Consider the following 18,662-nt stretch of genomic DNA (forward strand, 5'->3'; position numbering starts at 1 on the left):
GAAATGCGCAGCCGACTCGCTACGTCTGGAACGCCAAGGGGGAAGATATTTTGAACAAGATACAGCGAGCCCGTGAGGCAATGGCCTCACAGGCATGAGGAGTGTTATTTGTGAGACAGCACACTAGGGATGTAATGCGTACGTGATGTGGCAGTGAGGCAAAAACGGCTGATAGTGGTATTCAGGGATTTGGGTTGAAGTCAAAAGATCTCAGGCCGGCGCCATCTCTTGCGCCAGCCCGAGAAACGCCGCCGGCAACCGCGCGCCCTTGCGCTCCTTGAGGCAGTACAGGTATTCAGGGATCTGCGGCGCATTCTCGATGGTCAACACCCGCAGTTGCGGATCATGCGGCACTTCCTGCCGGGCAATGATGCTGATACCGATATTGCGCAGCACTGCCTCGCGGATCGACTCCCGACTGCCAATTTCCAGCAGCGGTCCGAAACCCACGCCGGCACTGGCCAGCAGCTCTTCAGTCAAGCGCCGGGTGGTGGAGCCGGATTCGCGCATCAACAGGGTATGCCCGGCCAACGCGCTGAGCGGCACAAGATCATGCACCGCCAGCGGATGATTGCGATGCACCGCCAGTACCAGTGGATCGGTACCCAGCACTCGACGGATCAATCGCGCATCATCCAGCAACTGCGAGGAAGCAGCGACGTCGACGCGGTACTCCTCCAGCGCCTCCAGCACCTGCTGCGAGTTGCCGATTTCCACCGACACCTCCACCTGGGGCAGGCGCTCGCGAAAGGTCTTCACCAGGTCGAGAATGTAATAAGGCGCAGTAGCCGCGATGCGCAAAGTGCCTTGAACCTGACCACTGTTGCGCAGGAAGAACTCGATGTCCGCCTCCTGCTGCATCAATGCCTTGACCATGGGCAGCAGCCGCGCCCCTTCATCGCTGACAGTGAGGCGGCGGCCACCGCGATAGAACAGTTCAACCGAGTACTGGCTTTCCAGATTGCGAATCTGGGTGGTCACCGTAGGCTGGCTCAGCCCGAGCTTTTTCGCCGCCTGGGTGATGCTGCCCAGGCGGGCCACCATATAAAACGCCTTCAGCTCCGCACTCAGCACACCCGATCCTCATCGCTTACTTGCGCAACAAACGCAAACCATTGAACACCACCAACAGGCTCACGCCCATGTCGGCGAACACCGCCATCCACATGGTGGCGACCCCGGCGAAGGTTACCCCAAGAAAGATCGCCTTGATTACCAATGCAAGGGCAATGTTCTGCTTGAGGATGCTCGACGTTTGCCGCGACAGGCGGATAAACGCGGGGATCTTGCGCAGATCGTCGTCCATCAGGGCGACATCGGCGGTCTCGATGGCGGTATCGGTACCAGCAGCCGCCATTGCGAAACCGATCTCTGCCCGAGCCAGTGCCGGCGCATCGTTGATGCCATCGCCGACCATGCCGACGTGATGGCCCTGTGCATAAAGTGCTTCGATGGCTTGCAGCTTGTCGGTTGGCAGCAGGTCGCCCTTGGCTTCGTCGATACCCACTTGCGCGGCAATCGCCTGAGCGGTGTGGACGTTGTCGCCGGTAAGCATCAGGGTTTTGATGCCCAGTTCGTGCAGTTGCCGGATCGCCTCGCGGCTGGACTCCTTGACCGTATCGGCCACGGCGAATAGCGCCAGCGGGCCGGACTTGTCGAGCAACAAGACCACCGATTTACCCTGTTTTTCCAGTGCAAACAGCTTCTCTTCCAGTTCCGGCGAGCAAAGATTCAGCTCTTCCACCAGCCGATGGTTGCCCAAATGGTAGACCTGACCGTTGATTTCACCGCGCACACCGCGACCAGCCAGCGCTTCAAAGTTATCCACAACCAGCGGCGCGAATTGTTTATCCACAGCCGCATTGGCGATGGCCAACGACACCGGGTGATCCGAGCGACCGGCCAGCGCCGCCGCAATCGCTGGGGCGGTTGCGTTAGCGGTTGGGTCAAGCGACAAATAATCGGTCTGCACCGGTTTGCCATGGGTGATGGTGCCGGTCTTGTCCAACGCCAGGTAATCGAGCTTGTAGCCGCCCTCCAGATAAACCCCGCCCTTCACCAGGATGCCTTTGCGCGCCGCCGCCGCGAGGCCGCTGACGATGGTCACCGGGGTGGAAATCACCAACGCGCATGGGCAAGCGACCACCAGCAAGACCAACGCCCGGTAGATCCAGTCGAACCAGGCGCCGCCCATGAACAGCGGCGCAATCACGGCAACGGCCAAGGCCAGCAGGAACACTGCCGGGGTATAGATTTTGGAGAACTGATCGACGAAACGCTGGGTCGGCGCCCGTGCGCCCTGCGCCTGTTCCACGTCGTGGATGATCCGCGCCAGCGTAGAGTTATTGGCCGCAGCAGTGACGGCATATTCCAGGGACCCTGCCTGGTTGATGGTCCCGGCGAACACCTTATCGCCCACGGTCTTCTCGATCGGCAGGCTTTCGCCCGTGATCGGCGCCTGATCGATGGTGGAACTGCCCGACACGACTTCGCCGTCCAGACCAATCCGCTCGCCGGGACGCACCCGCACTCGCGCGCCGAGCTCGATGGTTTTGACGTCTTGCTCAACCCAGCGGCCGTCGGCTTGCTGCACCGTGGCCTGTTCCGGGGTCATCTGCATCAGGCCGCCAATGGCGTTGCGCGCTCGATCCAGCGACTTGGCTTCGATCAACTCGGCCACGGTGAACAGGAACATCACCATCGCCGCTTCCGGCCACTGGCCAATCAGGACCGCGCCGGTGACCGCGATGCTCATCAACGCGTTGATGTTCAGGTTGAGGTTCTTGAGCGCAATCCAGCCTTTTTTGTACGTAGTGAGGCCACCACTGAGGATCGAAACCAGCGCGATGATCGCCACCACCCAGTCCGGCGCGGCGTTGGTGAAGTGGATCACTTCTGCAGTCAGTGCACCCACACCCGACAGCGCCAGAGGCCACCAATGCTTTTTCTCGGGAATCGGCGCAGGCGTTTCGGCGCCCTGCTCCATCGGCTCGGCCACCATGCCCAGCGACTTGATCGCCTCGATGATCGGCGCCGTACTGGGCAGGTCATGGGTCACGCCCAGGACCCGATTGATCAGGTTGAATTCGAGTTGCTGCACACCTGCCAGTTTACCGAGCTTGTTCTGGATCAGCGTCTGCTCGGTCGGGCAGTCCATGGCATCGATGCGGAAACTGCTCAGGCGCGCGCCGTCGGTCGGCGTTTCGCTCAGCTTGATCAGCGAAGGCGCAGCGGCTTTGGAAGCACAGCACGAGTCGCCATGGCTGCCATGGTCATGCTGTTGTACAGGCTGAAGCTTGGGGGCGTGATCATGATCGTGATCCGCGCCGGGTTTGTGGATGTGCTGGGAGTCGCTCATTGGTTTGCGTCCATGTAGGTGCCTGTTGCCAAGTAAAGACCCTGTAGCCACTATAGGGTCAAGCACCCATTTGGAGATTTGCAGCCATGAAGATCGGAGAGCTGGCCAAACTGACCGACTGCGCCGTGGAGACCATCCGCTATTACGAGCGTGAGAACCTGCTGCCAGAGCCCGCGCGCAGTGACGGCAACTACCGCGTATACACCCAGGCCCACGTCGAACGCCTGACGTTTATCCGCAACTGCCGCACCCTCGACATGACCCTGGAAGAGATCCGCAGCCTGCTGGCATTGCGCGACAGTCCGCAGGATCAGTGTGAAAGCGTGAATGCGCTGGTGGATGAGCACATCCATCACGTCAGGGCCCGGATCGAGGGCTTGCTGGCATTGCAGGCACAGCTTCTCGACCTGCGCCAACGTTGCGGCGAGGGACCAGGGAGCGAGCATTGCGGGATTTTGCAGCGGCTGGAGGTGAGTGGCGGGGTTGTCGCGACGGAAGTCGAGCCCTCCCATGTTGGCCGCAGCCACGGCCACTAAAAGCACCACCCATCCCCTGTAGGAGCTGCCGAAGGCTGCGATCTTTTGATCTTGCTGTGAATCAAGATCAAAAGATCGCAGCCTTCGGCAGCTCCTACGCGGAGAGATAACGGAGGCGTTAGACCGCCATCGGCGCGGTCATTGGCGCGTGGTGCTGATAGCCTTCCAGCGAGAAATCGCCAGGCTCGATCAGCTCCAGCCACTCAGGCTGATAAACACCGGTCTTGGCAAACTCCGGCACCCGGTCGCTGATCACCAGTTTGGGCATCGGGAACGGCTCACGCGTGAGCTGCTCGTTGAGCATGTCCAGATGGTTCTCGTACACGTGCGCATCACCGATGAAGTAGGTGAACCAGCGCGGTGTATAGCCGGTCAGGCGGCCGATCAGGCTCAGCAGCGCGGCGCCTTCGGTGAGGTTGAACGGCGTGCCCAGGCCCAGGTCATTGGAGCGGATGAAGAGGGTCAGGGAAATCTCCCTGGTCTCGACATTCGGGTGGAACTGGTACAGCAGGTGGCACGGCGGCAGGGCCATTTCATCGAGCTGCGCGACGTTCCAGCCGTGGAACAGGATGCGCCGGCTACCTGGGTCCTTGATGATGGTGTCGATACACTGGCGGATCTGGTCGATCGCCTTGTACAGCACCACATAAGCCTCGCCGTCTTCTTCGCCCGCGGCGATCTGCCGATATCCCTGGCTCAGGGTCTGCTCGATCGCCGCCTGGTTGCTGACCGGGATCTGCTTGTATGCCGGCCATTTGCGCCACTGCACACCGTAGATCTCGCCGAGATCGTCTTCACCCTGGCGGAACGGGTTGGCCAGCCATTGCGCATTTTCGTTGGCGTTCTGGTCCCAGACCTTGCAGCCCAGGGCGCGGAATTCGGCGGCGTTGTTCACCCCTCGCAAGAATCCGCACATCTCGCCAATGGCCGATTTGAAGGCCATTTTGCGAGTGGTGATTGCCGGAAAACCTTCTTGCAGGTCATAACGCAGCATCGCACCGGGAAAACTGATGGTGTTCACGCCGGTACGGTTGGCCTGCTTGGTGCCGTTCTTGATGACGTGGGCGACCAGTTCGAGATATTGCTTCATGAGTTACCTGTGTCCTTGAGCCCGGGGCCCGAGCCCCGGGTTCGAATTTTATACTGCCGCTGCCGGAGTAGCCGTGGCGCGGTGATACGCCAGCCAGATCAGGAACAACCCGCCAACGATCATCGGTACGCACAGCACCTGACCCATGGTCAGCCAGTTCCAGGCCAGATAGCCCAGTTGCGCGTCCGGTACGCGGACGAATTCAACGATGAAGCGGAAGATGCCGTAGAACAGCGCGAACATCCCCGACACCGCCATGGTCGGCCGTGGCTTGCGGGAAAAAATCCACAGGATCGCAAACAGCGCCACGCCTTCCAGTGCGAACTGGTACAGCTGCGACGGGTGACGCGCCAGTTGCGCAGGATCGGTCGGGAACACCATCGCCCACGGCACGTCCGTTGCCTTGCCCCACAGTTCGGCGTTGATGAAGTTGCCGATACGGCCGGCACCCAGGCCGATCGGCACCATCGGTGCGATGAAATCCATCAGCTGGAAAAACGACTTGTTGTTCTTCTTGCCGAACCACAATGCCGCCAGCATCACGCCAATAAAGCCGCCGTGGAACGACATGCCGCCCTTCCACACTTCGAAAATCAGCGTCGGGTTGGCCAGATAGGCATTCAGATCGTAGAACAGCACATAGCCCAGGCGGCCGCCGACGATCACGCCCATCGACATCCAGAACACCATGTCGGAGAGCTTCTCCTTGGTCCAGGTCGGGTCGAAGCGGTTCAGCCGGCGGGACGCCAGCCACCATGCGCCGCCAATGCCGATCAGGTACATCAGGCCGTACCAGTGGATTTTCAGCGGACCGATGGCCAAGGCCACCGGGTCGATCTGCGGGTAAGGCAGCATTGCGACTCCTCGTTAGAGTTGAAACTTTCTAAATTCCCGGGCGACGCTGTCACGCCAGGATTAAGCCAGTATTGCGGAGCGCGTCAAAGCAGGAAGCTGAGCCCGACGCAGAACAGCAAAGCGGCAAACAGTCTTTTCAGCAATTTCGGCGACAGTCGGTGAGCCAGCCGCGCGCCCACCCGGGCGAAGAACATGCTGGTCAGGGCAATGCCCAGCAGCGCCGGTAAATAAATAAAACCGAGACTATGGGCCGGCAACAACGGATCGTGCCAGCCCAGAATCATGAAACTTAATGCACTGGCCAGCGCAATCGGCAGGCCGCACGCCGATGACGTGGCCACCGCCTGCTGCATTGGCACGCTGCGCCAGGTGAGGAACGGCACGGTCAGCGAGCCACCGCCGATCCCGAAAATCGCCGAGGCCCAACCGATCACGCTGCCGGCCAGGGTCAGACCGACTTTGCCGGGCACCGTTCGGCTGGCCTTGGGCTTGACGTCCAGAGCCAGCTGCACAGCGATGACCAGCGCAAATACGCCAATAATCTTCTGCAGGTTCGGCCCGGAGATCGCTTCGGCCGTCAGCGCACCAAAACCGGCGCCCATCAGGATACCCACGGTCATCCACGCGAAGATCGGCCAACGCACGGCCCCGCGGCGATGATGCTCGCGAACCGCATTGACCGAGGTAAAAATGATCGTCGCCAGGGATGTACCCACCGCCAGGTGAGTCAGGATCGACGCATCGAAACCCTGCAAAGTGAAACTGAACACCAGTACCGGGACGATAATGATGCCGCCCCCCACCCCGAACAGCCCGGCCAGTACGCCCGCACAGGCGCCCAGCGCCAGATAGAGCAGAATTTCCATGGCCATATCCCTAGCATCGTGAAATCAGGAGCGGCATGGTAACGGATGCGGGGGCCAAGGCTCCACTGTGCAAGGCGATGGATCGACGGACGATGACTGCGTACAGTGGGAAAAAAACGCATGGGACCCTCTTATGTGCCTGATTGTTTTTGCCTGGCGACCCGGGCATGCCCAGCCGCTGATCGTGGCGGCCAACCGCGACGAGTTCTACGCCCGTCCCAGCCTGCCCCTTGCGCAGTGGTCGCAAGCGCCCCAGGTGTACGCCGGTCGAGACCTGGAAGCCGGCGGCACCTGGCTCGGTATTGGCGCCAATGGCCGCTTCGCCGCGCTGACCAATATTCGCGATCCCCATCAGCCACCAGCGCGCAAATCCCGGGGCGAGCTGGTCGCACGGTTCCTCAGTGGCGACATACCAATTGATGATTATTTAAACGACGTTGTCGGACGTTCGGTTGAATATGCCGGCTTTAACCTGTTGGTTGGCAACAATCATGAGCTGTGGCACTTCAACGCCCGGGAGTCGGAGGCGGTGATGCTGCAGCCGGGAGTCTATGGGTTATCCAATGCCGGGCTCGACACGCCCTGGCCCAAGTTGCTCAAGGCCCGCTCGGCACTGGAAAGAGCGCTGGACGATCCACAGCCTGATGTTCTGCTCGCGCTGCTCAACGACCCGCAGACAGCCGACTTTGCCGAGCTGCCGGATACCGGGGTGGGGCTGGCAACCGAGGCGTTGCTGTCGAGTGTGTTCATTGCCAGCCCGACTTACGGGACGCGGGCGAGTACGGCGCTGATTGTGCAGGCGGATGGCACTCGGCATATGGTCGAACGGAGCTTCGGGCCGTATGGCGGGCATTTGGGGGAAGTGGAAATCAGGGTTTGATTTTGTCTTGCCTGTGCCGGCCTCATCGCGGGCAAGCCCGCGATGAGGCCATCAGCGGTTTAGAGCACCTTGGCAGTCGCCGGATTATTGATCCGCGCCAACCCAAGGTTCTTCAGCGCCAACTGCAACGAGCTGTGGATAACTTGCGGGTTGTCGATGGTCATCAGCTCTGCCAGCAACTCTTTGGCCTTGCTCAGATTGATCTGGCGCAGCATCCATTTCACCTTGGGCAGGTTGGTGGCGTTCATCGACAGGCTGTCGAAACCCATCGCCATCAACAACACCGCCGCCGCAGGATCACCGGCCATCTCGCCGCAGATACTCACCGGTTTGCCCTCGGCATGGGCATCACGCACCACGTTCTGCAGCGCTTGAAGCACTGCCGGGTGCAGGTAATCGTAGAGATCGGCCACCCGCGGGTTGTTGCGATCCACCGCCAGCAGGTACTGCGTCAGGTCGTTCGAACCGACCGAAAGGAAATCGACTTGTCGCGCCAGCTCCTTGGTCTGGTACACCGCCGCCGGAATCTCGATCATCACGCCAATCGGGGGCATCGGAACATCCGTGCCCTCGTCGCGCACTTCACCCCAGGCCCGATGGATCAGGTGCAGGGCTTCTTCGAGCTCGTGGGTGCCGGAGATCATCGGCAACAGGATTCGCAGGTTGTTCAGGCCCTCACTGGCCTTGAGCATGGCCCGGGTCTGCACCAGAAAGATTTCCGGGTGGTCGAGGGTGACGCGAATGCCGCGCCATCCCAGGAACGGGTTGTCTTCCTTGATGGGGAAATACGACAGCGACTTGTCACCGCCGATATCCAGGCTGCGCATGGTGACCGGCTGCGGGTGGAACGCGGCGAGCTGCTCGCGATAGATCGCCAGCTGCTCCTTTTCGCTCGGGAAGCGCTGGTTGATCATGAACGGCACTTCGGTGCGATACAGGCCAACGCCCTCGGCGCCACGCTTCTGCGCCCGCGCCACGTCCGCCAGCAGGCCGGTGTTGACCCACAGCGGCATGCGGTGGCCGTCGAGGGTCACGCATGGCAGGTCTCGCAAAGAGTCGAGACCCAGGGCCAGTTGCTTCTCTTCTTCCACCACCTCGGCGAATTGCTTGCGCAGCACGTCACTGGGGTTGGTGTAGACCTCGCCACGATTGCCGTCGACGATCAGCTCGATGCCGTCAACCTTGGCGTATGGCAGGTCAACCAGGCCCATAACCGTCGGGATACCCATGGCCCGAGCCAGGATCGCAACGTGGGAGTTACCCGAGCCAAGCACCGAGACCAGGCCAACCAGTGTGCCTTCCGGAACCTCGCCGAGCATCGCCGGCGTCAGTTCTTCGCTGACCAGAATGGTTCTTTCCGGGTAGACCAGGTTTTGCTGGCGCTCCTCCTGTAAGTAAGCCAGCAGGCGTCGGCCGAGGTCCTTGACGTCCGATGCGCGCTCACGCAGGTAGGCGTCGTCCATCAGTTCGAAGCGGTTGACGTGATCGGTGACGACCTGGCGCAACGCGCCTTGGGCCCACTGCCCGGTCTTGATCACGGTGGTGACTTCGTTGCCCAGCGCGGCATCGTCGAGCATCATCAGATAGACGTCGAACAACGCGCGCTCTTCCGGGCGCAGCTGGGTCGCAAGCTTGGCCGACAAGGCACGCATGTCGGCACGCACACCTTCGATGGCAGTCTTGAACAGCCCAAGTTCGGCATCGATGTCGGTAATGGTCTTGTCCGGCACCACATCCAGATCCGCCGGCGGCAGCATGACCACCGCCGTACCGACCGCCGCGCCCGGCGAACCGGGAACGCCGACGAACTTCGCCTCCTGGATGCCCTTGCCCTGGCGCCCCAGCCCTCGGATCGAGCCGGTGGCCTCGGCGTGGGCGATAACGCCGGCGAGCTGCGCGCTCATGGTCACGAGGAAGGCTTCTTCACCTTCATCGAACTGGCGGCGTTCTTTCTGTTGAATGACCAGCACGCCGACGACGCGGCGGTGGTGAATGATCGGCGCCCCAAGGAAGGAGGCGTAGCGCTCTTCCCCCGTCTCGGCGAAGTAACGGTAGCGCGGGTGATCCGCAGCGTTTTCCAGGTTCAGGGGTTCTTCACGCGTACCGACCAGGCCCACCAGACCTTCGTTCGGCGCCATGCTGACCTTGCCGATCGAGCGCTTGTTGAGGCCTTCGGTGGCCATCAGGACGAAGCGGTTGGTCTCGGGGTCGAGCAGGTAGACCGAGCAAACCTGGCTGCCCATGGCCTCTTTGACGCGCAACACAATAATCCCCAACGCCGCCTTGAGATCCTTGGCGGAGTTAACTTCCTGGACGATCTTGCGCAGCGTATTGAGCATGGCTCGGGGTCGAACTCCGTCGTCAGTCGCGCGTTAAAAGGCGCGGGGCAAGCTCTTTGAGAGCGCGTCGATACACCTCGCGCTTGAATGTCACCACCTGGCCCAACGGATACCAATAGCTGACCCAGCGCCAGCCATCGAACTCCGGTTTACCGGTCAAATCCATCCGCACCCGCTGCTCGTTGGAGATCAGGCGCAGGAGAAACCACTTCTGTTTCTGGCCGATGCACAGCGGTTGGCTGTGGGTCCTGACCAGACGTTGCGGCAAACGATAGCGCAACCAGCCCCGAGTACAGGCGAGAATTTCAACATCTTCGCGTTCCAGGCCCACTTCTTCGTTCAACTCGCGGTACAAGGCGTCTTCCGGCGTCTCCTGGGGATTGATTCCACCCTGGGGGAACTGCCAGGCATCTTGATTGATACGGCGAGCCCATAGCACCTGTCCGGCATCATTCGTGAGAATGATCCCGACATTGGGGCGGAAACCATCGGGGTCGATCACGGCAACAACCTCGCAAACGCATGTCGTCGCATTGTTCCACAAAGGTTGTGAAGGCAGCAACGAGCCGGCCTACCTTATGTGCACTCTTGTGAAAAGTCCGTATTCTGGACGCCTTTCTACAGACTTTTCAGCGAGTAACTGCAATGCGGCTGGCTTTATTCGACTTGGACAACACACTTCTGGGCGGCGACAGCGACCACGCCTGGGGCGATTACCTGTGCGAGCGCGGGTTCCTCGACGCGGTTGCCTACAAGACACGCAACGACGAGTTCTATCAGGATTACCTGGCCGGCAAGCTCGATAACGCCGCTTACCTGAACTTTTGCCTGGAGGTCCTGGGCCGCACCGAAATGGCCACGCTGGCGCAATGGCACCAGGACTACATGCGCGACTGCATTGAGCCGATCGTGTTACCCAAGGCTATCGAACTGCTGGCCAAGCACCGCGACGCAGGTGACAAGCTGGTGATCATCACCGCGACCAACCGTTTCGTAACCGGGCCGATTGCCGAGCGCCTGGGCGTTGAAACCCTGATTGCTACCGAGTGCGAAATGCTCGACGGCCGCTACACCGGGCGCAGCACCGACGTGCCGTGCTTCCGCGAAGGCAAGGTCACCCGATTGAATCGCTGGCTGCAAGAGACCGGGCATTCGTTGGACGACAGCTATTTCTATAGCGATTCGATGAATGATTTGCCGCTGCTTGAGCAGGTGGCGAATCCGGTGGCGGTTGATCCGGACCCTAACTTGCGGGCTGAGGCCGAGAAGCGCGGTTGGCCGGTGATCACCCTGCGCGACTGAAGATCAAAAGATCGTCCGAAGGCTCGGGCCGCGTTCGGACGATCTTTTCGGGCTAAACCGGCTTAGCGCCCATTAACCCCGCAATCGCGACCAGGCAAACAAAACTGAACAGCGCCAAGGCAAAGGTAAATCTGCCATTACCCCCCGGCGCCTTGCGCAATTTGTTCAGCCGCACCAGCAGCCAGAACCACCCCAACGCCGCCAAGGTATAAAGCACACTGGAGGCCAGCAGCCAGGTCTGCCCCAAGGGCCAGCCCACCAGGTGCACCATCCACCAGCCGGTGAATGGCATGCTCAGCAGGGCCAGGCCCATCAGCAGCCAGACAAACACCCGTGGCCGCTGCAAGGTGCGGCTGCCCGCCGTGGCGTCGCCACCGCGCCGCGTTTGCCACACCCAGATCCCCAGGCCCAGCGCACAACCCAGCAATATCGCGGTCGCCGCAGTGTGGGCCATTTTCAGGGCGGTTAACGTGTCCATTGTTCGATTTCCTTATGGCTTGCCCAACAGCGTAGTCGCTCAGCCCAGAAACAGCAGATAGGCCGGATTGTCGCTTTCGTCCCAATACGGATAGCCGATTTCTTCCAGCGCCGCAGGCACCAGGTGACGCTCGTCATGCGGTACCTGCAGCCCCGCGACGACTCGGCCGTCCGCAGCGCCGTGGTTGCGATAATGGAACATCGATATGTTCCAGCGCCCGCCCAGCTTGTTGAGGAAGTTGAACAGCGCGCCCGGGCGCTCCGGGAATTCAAACCGCAGAATCACTTCATCGACCACATGCGCGGCACGACCGCCCACCATGTGACGGATGTGCAACTTGGCCAGTTCGTTGTCGGTCAGGTCGAGCACCGGAAAGCCCTGCTCGCCCAGGCTGGCAATCAGCGCGCTGCGCGGATCGGTGTCCGGATGCGTTTGCACCCCGACAAAAATATGCGCTTCGCTGCCGGTGTTGTAGCGGTAGTTGAATTCGGTGATCTGGCGCTTGCCGATGGCTTCGCAGAACGCCTTGAAGCTGCCAGGCTTCTCGGGAATGGTCACGGCGATGATGGCTTCGCGACCCTCGCCCAGCTCGGCTCGCTCGGCGACGTGGCGCAGGCGGTCGAAGTTGACGTTGGCGCCGGAGTCGATGGCCACGAAGGTATGGCCGGTGACACCATGCTGTTCGACGTACTTTTTGATCCCGGCCACGCCCAGCGCGCCGGCGGGCTCGGTGATGGAGCGGGTGTCGTCGTAAATGTCCTTGATTGCCGCACAGATTTCGTCAGTGCTGACGGTGATGACTTCATCGACGTAGTCTTTGCAGATGTCGAATGTGTGCTGGCCGATCTGCGCCACCGCCACACCGTCGGCGAAGATGCCCACGGTCGGCAAGACCACGCGTTCACCGGCAGCCATGGCTGCTTGCAGGCAATTGGAATCGTCCGGCTCGACGCCGATGACCTTGATTTCAGGTCGAAGGTATTTAACGTACGCCGCAATACCGGCGATCAGCCCGCCACCGCCGACCGGGACGAAAATGGCATCCAGGCGCCCCGGGTGCTGGCGCAGGATCTCCATGGCCACCGTGCCCTGCCCGGCGATGGTATGAGGATCGTCGTAGGGATGAATGTAGACGTAGCCTTTTTCGTCGACCAGTTTCAGCGAGTAGGCCAGGGCTTCCGGGAATGAATCCCCGTGCAACACGACTTTGCCGCCGCGCGAGCGTACGCCTTCGACCTTGATTTCCGGGGTGGTCTTGGGCATCACGATGGTCGCTTTCACGCCCAGTACCTTGGCCGCCAGGGCCAGCCCTTGGGCATGGTTGCCGGCAGAAGCGGTGACGACACCGCGCGCCCGCTCTTCCTCGCTCAGTTGGGTGAGCTTGTTGTAGGCGCCGCGGATCTTGAACGAGAACACCGGTTGCAAGTCTTCGCGCTTGAGCCAAATGCTGTTGCCCAGCCGCTCCGAGAGCTGGCGAGCAGTCTGCAATGGGGTTTCTACGGCAACGTCATAAACGCGCGAGGTGAGGATCTTCTTGACGTACTGTTCGAGCATCGGAAAGCATCACTGAGCGGGTTGGGCAGGACCAACGAGTCTAACCCGGCTTCGCGCCACACGACCACACCCCAATCCAAAGCTTTGACCCTACAGGGGTATGCCCCAGGTTTGAGCATGACCTTCGCTGCCCCGCAGCCTATAATGCCGGCCTTCAGCCCCCTCTTCGGCACTTCGGAGCCCGCATGACCCAGGATCAACTCAAACAGGCAGTGGCCCAGGCCGCCGTCGACTTCATCCTCCCGAAACTCGATGACAAGAGCATCGTCGGGGTCGGCACCGGCTCCACCGCCAATTGCTTCATCGACGCCCTGGCGCAACACAAAGGCGCATTTGATGGCGCCGTCGCCAGCTCCGAAGCCACTGCCGCGCGCCTCAAGGGCCACGGGATTCCGGTGTACGAACTCAATACCGTCAGCGACCTGGAGTTCTACGTCGACGGCGCCGATGAAAGCGACGAGCACCTGAACCTGATCAAGGGCGGTGGCGCCGCCCTGACTCGCGAGAAGATCGTTGCCGCCGTGGCCAAGACGTTCATCTGCATTGCCGACGCCAGCAAGCTGGTGCCGGTCCTGGGCGAGTTCCCGCTGCCAGTGGAAGTGATCCCGATGGCCCGCAGCCACGTGGCCCGCGAACTGGTCAAGCTGGGCGGCGACCCGGTCTACCGCGAAGGTGTGCTGACCGACAATGGCAACATCATCCTCGACGTGTACAACATGCAGATCACCAACCCAGTGCAGCTGGAGACGCAGATCAATGCGATCGTCGGCGTGGTGACCAATGGTTTGTTTGCTGCACGACCCGCGGACTTGCTGTTGCTGGGCACCAGCGAAGGCGTGAAAACCCTGCGCGCAGAATAACCAGAAACACCGATAAACCTGTGGGAGCGGGCTTGCCCGCGATGAGGCCATTACAATCAACATTCTGTTGACTGACCGGCCGCCATCGCGAGCAAGCCCGCGCCCACAGTGTTTTGGGGTATTGGTTAGTTTTGTGCGGGTTTCTTGAACACGTAGAACAGGTTCGGCTCGCTCACCAGGTACATCGTGCCTTCGTCATCCATGGCGATCCCCTCCGCCTGCGGCACGGTCTTTTGCAGGCCCTGGCGCCCCTTGCTCAGTGACATGGTACTGAGCGGGCGCCCGTCCACGTCCAGTTCCAGGATCAACCGCGACTCGTCCGACAGCGCCAGCAGATGGCCGCTGCGCTCGTCGTACTGCAGACTGGACAGGTCTCGCACGAACATCCCGGCATCGCGCTTGGGGTTATTGACCACATGTACCGCGTAGGACTTTTCCGGATTGTAGTGCGGAAAACCCTGTACTTCGTAGATCAGCATCGGGTCGCGCTCCTTGGCAACAAACAGGCGCTTGCCCACCGAGTCGTACGCCAGGCCCTCAAAGCCCTTGTTACCGGCCATATGCACACCAAGGGTCATCTGCTCGGCGTCCGCCGCGTCGAGGAAGGTGGTGTCTTCCTCCAGATGAATCTTGATCAATCGCTGCTCGCGCTCGTCAGTGATCACGTAGGTGTCGGCGCTGATGTACTCCACCGCTTCCGGATCGCCAAAGCCCACCAGCGAAATGCGCCGGATAATCTGGCCATCCAGAGACAGCTCGATCAATTCGGAATTCTTGTTGGTGACCGTGAACAGGCTTTTGCGCACTGGATCGAATGTCAGGGCCGACACGTCGTCATCCAGGCCATCGATCACCCGCGCCTCGACCGTGACCTGATAACGATCAAGACCAATGGAAAGTGCGCTCTCGGCCTGCCACAGCGCATGCAGGTTGAACCAGCCGCGCTCGAACAGGCGCAGGTATTGGCCCATGGCTACGAGGGCGATCAGCGCAATGACTAAGAAGATCAGGATCAGAGATTTGGGACGGGCCAATCGACGCATTCTGGTGTGCTCGGATTCAAAACAGGCGGATGAAATACCACGCCTGTCTGAACTGAAGCTTAATGGCCACTTGCCTGCGCCTACAACGTCCAAATTTCTCCTACAGGTTTTCAGCGTGTTTTTCGGATCAGTGTTGTTTTTCGAAGCGGTAAAACAAGTTCGGCTCGCTCACCATGTACAGGTTGCCAGCGTCATCCATGGTCACGCCTTCGGCTCGGGGGATGGTGTTCTCCAACCCGTTGAAGCCCCCCAGCAAGGTCATGAAGCTGACCTGCTTGCCCTGCTCGTCCAGCTCCAGCAGCAGGTGGGAATCGGCTGACAGCACCAGGGTATGGCCGGTGCGTGGGTCGATGGCCAGGGCAGACAGATTACGCAGGTCCAGTTCGTCACTGTCGAGCTTCTGCTTGTCGCCCGCCAGCGAGACGCCGTCGCTGCTTTTCCAGGTGAACAGCGCCGGTGGACGCTCTTCACCTAACAACATCTGCTGATTGCGCGAGTCCCAGACGATGGCTTCGAACGCCTTGTTCTGATCTTTCGAAGGGCCAAGATCGTACTTGGGGAAGTCGCCGATGTTCAGCTCCCGGGTATCGGCATCGACCTTGACTATGGACAGCAGGTGCTCGCGCTCGTCGACGATGGCCATCAGGCCATTGCCCATCACCGTCAGGCCTTCCGGATTGCTCCAGCCGACCAGGGGCATCTTGCGCAGCACGTCGCCCTGCAAGGACAGTTCGACGAGGAACGGGTTCTTGCCCATGACCGAGAACAGGGTTTTGGTCTGAGGGTTGTACGCCAGGTCGGACGCTTCGTCCTTCTCCATGCCTGGCAGCAATTTGGCGTCGATGACTGCGGTGTAATTCGGCAGCCAGATACTTTCCTGGCGCTCGGCGGGGCTTTCGAAACGTTCCTGCAACCAGAGCGCACCGCGGTCATCCCAATGCATGGCAATGGCCAGGCCATAGGTTATGGCGGCAACCAGCAATAGCCAGTAATACCAGCGCATGAAAAAGCGCGGGCGGCGGGCAGGTTTCAGCGTGGGCAGCGGTGGGTTGGCCATTAACGGATGGATTCCGGATAGTCATGAATGGGAGTCATGGGAGCAATCCCGGTTGGGATGCAATTCCTGTGGGAGCAACGCTTGCTCGCGATGAGGCCTTTGAATTCAACATTGAAGTTGAATGGTGGACCGCTATCGCGAGCAAGCGTTGCTCCCACAGGCAGCTCTCCACAGGCAGCTTTGCTTCCACGGGAGGGTGTGCTGTCAGCGGACGCTGGTGGTAAAGCTGCTGGCGCCGGGCAATTCGATGACCAGTTCGTCGCCGACATTCAGCGGGCCAACGCCCACTGGCGTGCCTGTCAGGATCACGTCACCGGCCTGCAGCGAGAAGCATCCGGCCATGTGCTGGATCATCGGCACGATAGGGTTGAGCATGGCGCTGCTGTTGCCGTCCTGGCGAACTTGACCATTGATGGTCAGGCGAATGCCGATGTCGGTCAGGTCGGCGAAGGTGCTGCCGGATACGAACGGCGCAATCACCGCCGCGCCATCGAATGACTTGGCGATTTCCCAGGGCAGGCCCTTGGATTTCAGTTCAGCCTGCTTGTCGCGCAGCGTCAGGTCCAGGGCCGGTGCGAAACCCGAGATCGCATCCAGCACTTCTTCCCGGCTTGGCTTGGTCGACAGCGGCTTGCCGATCAATACGGCGATTTCTGCTTCGTAATGCACCGAACCACGCTCGGTCGGAATGCTGAAGCCGCCTTCGAGCGGCACGACGCAACTGCCCGGCTTGATGAACAGCAGCGGTTCGGTAGGCACCGGGTTGTCCAGTTCCTTGGCGTGTTCGGCGTAGTTACGACCGATGCAGACCACTTTGCCCAGTGGAAAGTGGATACGCGTACCGTCGACATACTGGTGCTGATAGCTCATTGACCGGCTCCTGGTTCGTAGCGCTTAAGTTCGAAAGTCAAACAGCAAAAATCTTGCCCGGGTTCATGATGCCGTTCGGGTCGAACACTGCCTTGACGGCTTTCATGTACTCGATCTCAACCTCTGAACGGCTATAGGTCAAGTAGTCACGCTTGGTCATGCCCACGCCGTGTTCGGCGGAAATCGAACCGTTGTACTTCTGGACGGTTTCGAACACCCACTTGTTGACCGTGGCGCACTTGGCGAAGAACTCGTCCTTGCTCAGGTTATCCGGCTTGAGGATGTTCAAGTGCAGGTTGCCGTCGCCGATGTGACCAAACCAGACGATTTCGAAATCCGGATAGTGTTGGCCGACGATCGCGTCGATTTCCTTGAGGAACGCCGGCACTTTCGACACGGTGACCGAAATGTCGTTCTTGTACGGAGTCCAGTGGGAGATGGTCTCGGAGATGTATTCGCGCAGCTTCCAGAGGTTCTGCAGCTGGGTTTCGCTCTGGCTCATCACACCGTCCAGCACCCAGCCCTGCTCGACGCAGTATTCGAAGGTTTCCAGGGCGTGGTTGGCCACTTCTTCAGTGGTCGCTTCAAATTCCAGCAGCGCGTAAAACGGGCAATCGGTTTCGAAAGGCGCCGGAACATCACCGCGCGCCATGACTTTGGCCAGGGCCTTGTCGGAGAAAAACTCAAAGGCCGTCAGGTCGAGTTTGCCCTGGAAAGCGTGCAGTACCGGCATGATCGAATCGAAATCGGCGGTACCGAGCACCATGGCAGTCAGGTTTTTCGGCGCGCGATCCAGGCGCATGGTCGCTTCGACCACAAAACCCAGGGTCCCTTCGGCACCGATGAACAGCTGACGCATGTCGTAGCCCGTGGCGTTCTTGATCAGGTCGCGGTTCAACTCAAGCAGGTCACCCTTGCCGGTGACGACCTTCATGCCGGCGACCCAATTGCGGGTCATCCCGTAGCGAATCACCTTGATTCCGCCGGCATTGGTACCGATATTACCGCCAATCTGGCTGGAACCGGCCGAGGCGAAATCTACCGGGTAGTACAGGCCCTTTTCTTCGGCGACATTCTGCAGGTGCTCGGTGACCACCCCCGGCTGGCACACGGCGGTGCGATCGGTGAGGTTTACCTCAAGAATCTGGTTCATGTAGTCGAACGACACAACCACTTCGCCGTTGGCTGCCACGGCGGCGGCGGAAAGCCCGGTACGACCGCCGGATGGCACCAGTGCCACCTTGCGTTCGTTGGCCCAACGGACAATGGCCTGAACCTGCTCGGTGGTCTTGGGAAACACGATCGCGGTGGGCGCCGGGGCGAAATGCTTGGTCCAATCCTTGCCATAAGCATTGAGGGAGTCGGCATCGGTCAGCACCTTGCCAGGCTCAACCAGGGTCTTCAGCTCATCAATCAGGGCAGGATTGGTCATCGACAGAACTCTCGAACAATTCATGGTCATCCTGAGAACGCTTCACGTCGCAGGAATGAGTGTTTAGCGGGGCGCCTATGCTAGCATACCGACCCCGCAGCATAGTGCCCAAAGGCGATTCTGCGGCGACGGCGTTCCTGCC

17 protein-coding genes are annotated in these 18,662 nt (G+C 60.4%); 4 read left to right on the forward strand and 13 right to left on the reverse strand.

From position 1 onward, the window contains the following. Positions 1 to 210: 210 nt before the first annotated feature. On the reverse strand, positions 211 to 1,074 hold the full coding sequence (locus tag IMW75_RS15555; RefSeq protein WP_205893124.1) for a LysR substrate-binding domain-containing protein: 864 nt from the start codon (positions 1,072 to 1,074) through the stop codon (positions 211 to 213). A 16-nt stretch (positions 1,075 to 1,090) separates the two neighbouring features. Then, positions 1,091 to 3,358 (reverse strand): heavy metal translocating P-type ATPase, encoded by a 2,268-nt coding sequence (locus IMW75_RS15560; RefSeq protein ID WP_205893125.1) that lies wholly within the window; start codon positions 3,356 to 3,358, stop codon positions 1,091 to 1,093. Positions 3,359 to 3,444: 86 nt separating this feature from the next. On the opposite strand from IMW75_RS15560, the gene cadR reads away from it, so the two are divergent. Beyond that, a complete protein-coding gene (gene cadR, locus IMW75_RS15565) occupies positions 3,445 to 3,894 on the forward strand; it encodes a Cd(II)/Pb(II)-responsive transcriptional regulator (RefSeq protein ID WP_045059782.1) in 450 nt (149 codons plus the stop codon). Positions 3,895 to 4,012: 118 nt separating this feature from the next. On the opposite strand, the gene IMW75_RS15570 is transcribed toward cadR, so the two are convergent. From IMW75_RS15570 to IMW75_RS15580, 3 genes are all read right to left on the reverse strand, one after another. Next, entirely contained in the window at positions 4,013 to 4,984 is a 972-nt protein-coding gene (locus IMW75_RS15570) for a thymidylate synthase (protein ID WP_045059781.1), read from the reverse strand. Positions 4,985 to 5,032: 48 nt separating this feature from the next. Next, on the reverse strand, positions 5,033 to 5,839 hold the full coding sequence (gene lgt, locus IMW75_RS15575; RefSeq protein WP_205893126.1) for a prolipoprotein diacylglyceryl transferase: 807 nt from the start codon (positions 5,837 to 5,839) through the stop codon (positions 5,033 to 5,035). An 83-nt stretch (positions 5,840 to 5,922) separates the two neighbouring features. Continuing rightward, a complete protein-coding gene (locus IMW75_RS15580; RefSeq protein ID WP_045059779.1) occupies positions 5,923 to 6,705 on the reverse strand; it encodes a sulfite exporter TauE/SafE family protein in 783 nt (260 codons plus the stop codon). Positions 6,706 to 6,838: 133 nt separating this feature from the next. Between IMW75_RS15580 and IMW75_RS15585 the strand changes: the two genes are divergently transcribed. Further along, complete coding sequence (locus tag IMW75_RS15585; protein WP_205893127.1) at positions 6,839 to 7,585, forward strand: NRDE family protein; 747 nt, start codon at positions 6,839 to 6,841, stop codon at positions 7,583 to 7,585. 59 nt (positions 7,586 to 7,644) lie between these two features. On the opposite strand, the gene ptsP is transcribed toward IMW75_RS15585, so the two are convergent. Together ptsP and IMW75_RS15595 are read right to left on the reverse strand one after the other, a co-directional pair. Then, positions 7,645 to 9,924, reverse strand: a complete 2,280-nt coding sequence (ptsP, locus tag IMW75_RS15590; protein WP_205893128.1) for a phosphoenolpyruvate--protein phosphotransferase — start codon at positions 9,922 to 9,924, stop codon at positions 7,645 to 7,647. 22 nt (positions 9,925 to 9,946) lie between these two features. Next, positions 9,947 to 10,426: an RNA pyrophosphohydrolase gene (locus IMW75_RS15595; RefSeq protein WP_007945562.1), complete on the reverse strand. Its 480-nt coding sequence runs from the start codon at positions 10,424 to 10,426 to the stop codon at positions 9,947 to 9,949. A 143-nt stretch (positions 10,427 to 10,569) separates the two neighbouring features. Between IMW75_RS15595 and IMW75_RS15600 the strand changes: the two genes are divergently transcribed. Continuing rightward, the gene (locus IMW75_RS15600) at positions 10,570 to 11,226 is read left to right on the forward strand and encodes a histidinol-phosphatase (RefSeq protein ID WP_045059776.1); all 657 of its coding nucleotides are present in this window, start codon (positions 10,570 to 10,572) and stop codon (positions 11,224 to 11,226) included. Positions 11,227 to 11,278: 52 nt separating this feature from the next. Here the strand turns inward: IMW75_RS15600 and IMW75_RS15605 are convergent, their stop codons facing one another. Continuing rightward, on the reverse strand, positions 11,279 to 11,704 hold the full coding sequence (locus IMW75_RS15605; protein ID WP_045059775.1) for a DUF2269 domain-containing protein: 426 nt from the start codon (positions 11,702 to 11,704) through the stop codon (positions 11,279 to 11,281). Between the two features lie 39 nt (positions 11,705 to 11,743). After that, complete coding sequence (gene ilvA / locus IMW75_RS15610) at positions 11,744 to 13,258, reverse strand: threonine ammonia-lyase, biosynthetic (protein ID WP_122841104.1); 1,515 nt, start codon at positions 13,256 to 13,258, stop codon at positions 11,744 to 11,746. 185 nt (positions 13,259 to 13,443) lie between these two features. On the opposite strand from ilvA, the gene rpiA reads away from it, so the two are divergent. Next, positions 13,444 to 14,118: a ribose-5-phosphate isomerase RpiA gene (gene rpiA, locus IMW75_RS15615; protein WP_045059773.1), complete on the forward strand. Its 675-nt coding sequence runs from the start codon at positions 13,444 to 13,446 to the stop codon at positions 14,116 to 14,118. 125 nt (positions 14,119 to 14,243) lie between these two features. Here the strand turns inward: rpiA and IMW75_RS15620 are convergent, their stop codons facing one another. From IMW75_RS15620 to IMW75_RS15635, 4 genes are all read right to left on the reverse strand, one after another. Further along, on the reverse strand, positions 14,244 to 15,161 hold the full coding sequence (locus IMW75_RS15620) for an SdiA-regulated domain-containing protein (RefSeq protein ID WP_205893129.1): 918 nt from the start codon (positions 15,159 to 15,161) through the stop codon (positions 14,244 to 14,246). Positions 15,162 to 15,288: 127 nt separating this feature from the next. Beyond that, positions 15,289 to 16,218 (reverse strand): SdiA-regulated domain-containing protein, encoded by a 930-nt coding sequence (locus tag IMW75_RS15625; protein ID WP_205893130.1) that lies wholly within the window; start codon positions 16,216 to 16,218, stop codon positions 15,289 to 15,291. 204 nt (positions 16,219 to 16,422) lie between these two features. Then, complete coding sequence (locus tag IMW75_RS15630) at positions 16,423 to 17,088, reverse strand: fumarylacetoacetate hydrolase family protein (protein ID WP_045059770.1); 666 nt, start codon at positions 17,086 to 17,088, stop codon at positions 16,423 to 16,425. Positions 17,089 to 17,125: 37 nt separating this feature from the next. Next, the gene (locus IMW75_RS15635) at positions 17,126 to 18,520 is read right to left on the reverse strand and encodes an FAD-binding oxidoreductase (protein WP_205893131.1); all 1,395 of its coding nucleotides are present in this window, start codon (positions 18,518 to 18,520) and stop codon (positions 17,126 to 17,128) included. Positions 18,521 to 18,662: the final 142 nt, after the last annotated feature.

Source organism: Pseudomonas gregormendelii (assembly GCF_017114825.1).
GTDB classification, from domain to species: Bacteria; Pseudomonadota; Gammaproteobacteria; order Pseudomonadales; family Pseudomonadaceae; genus Aquipseudomonas; species Aquipseudomonas gregormendelii.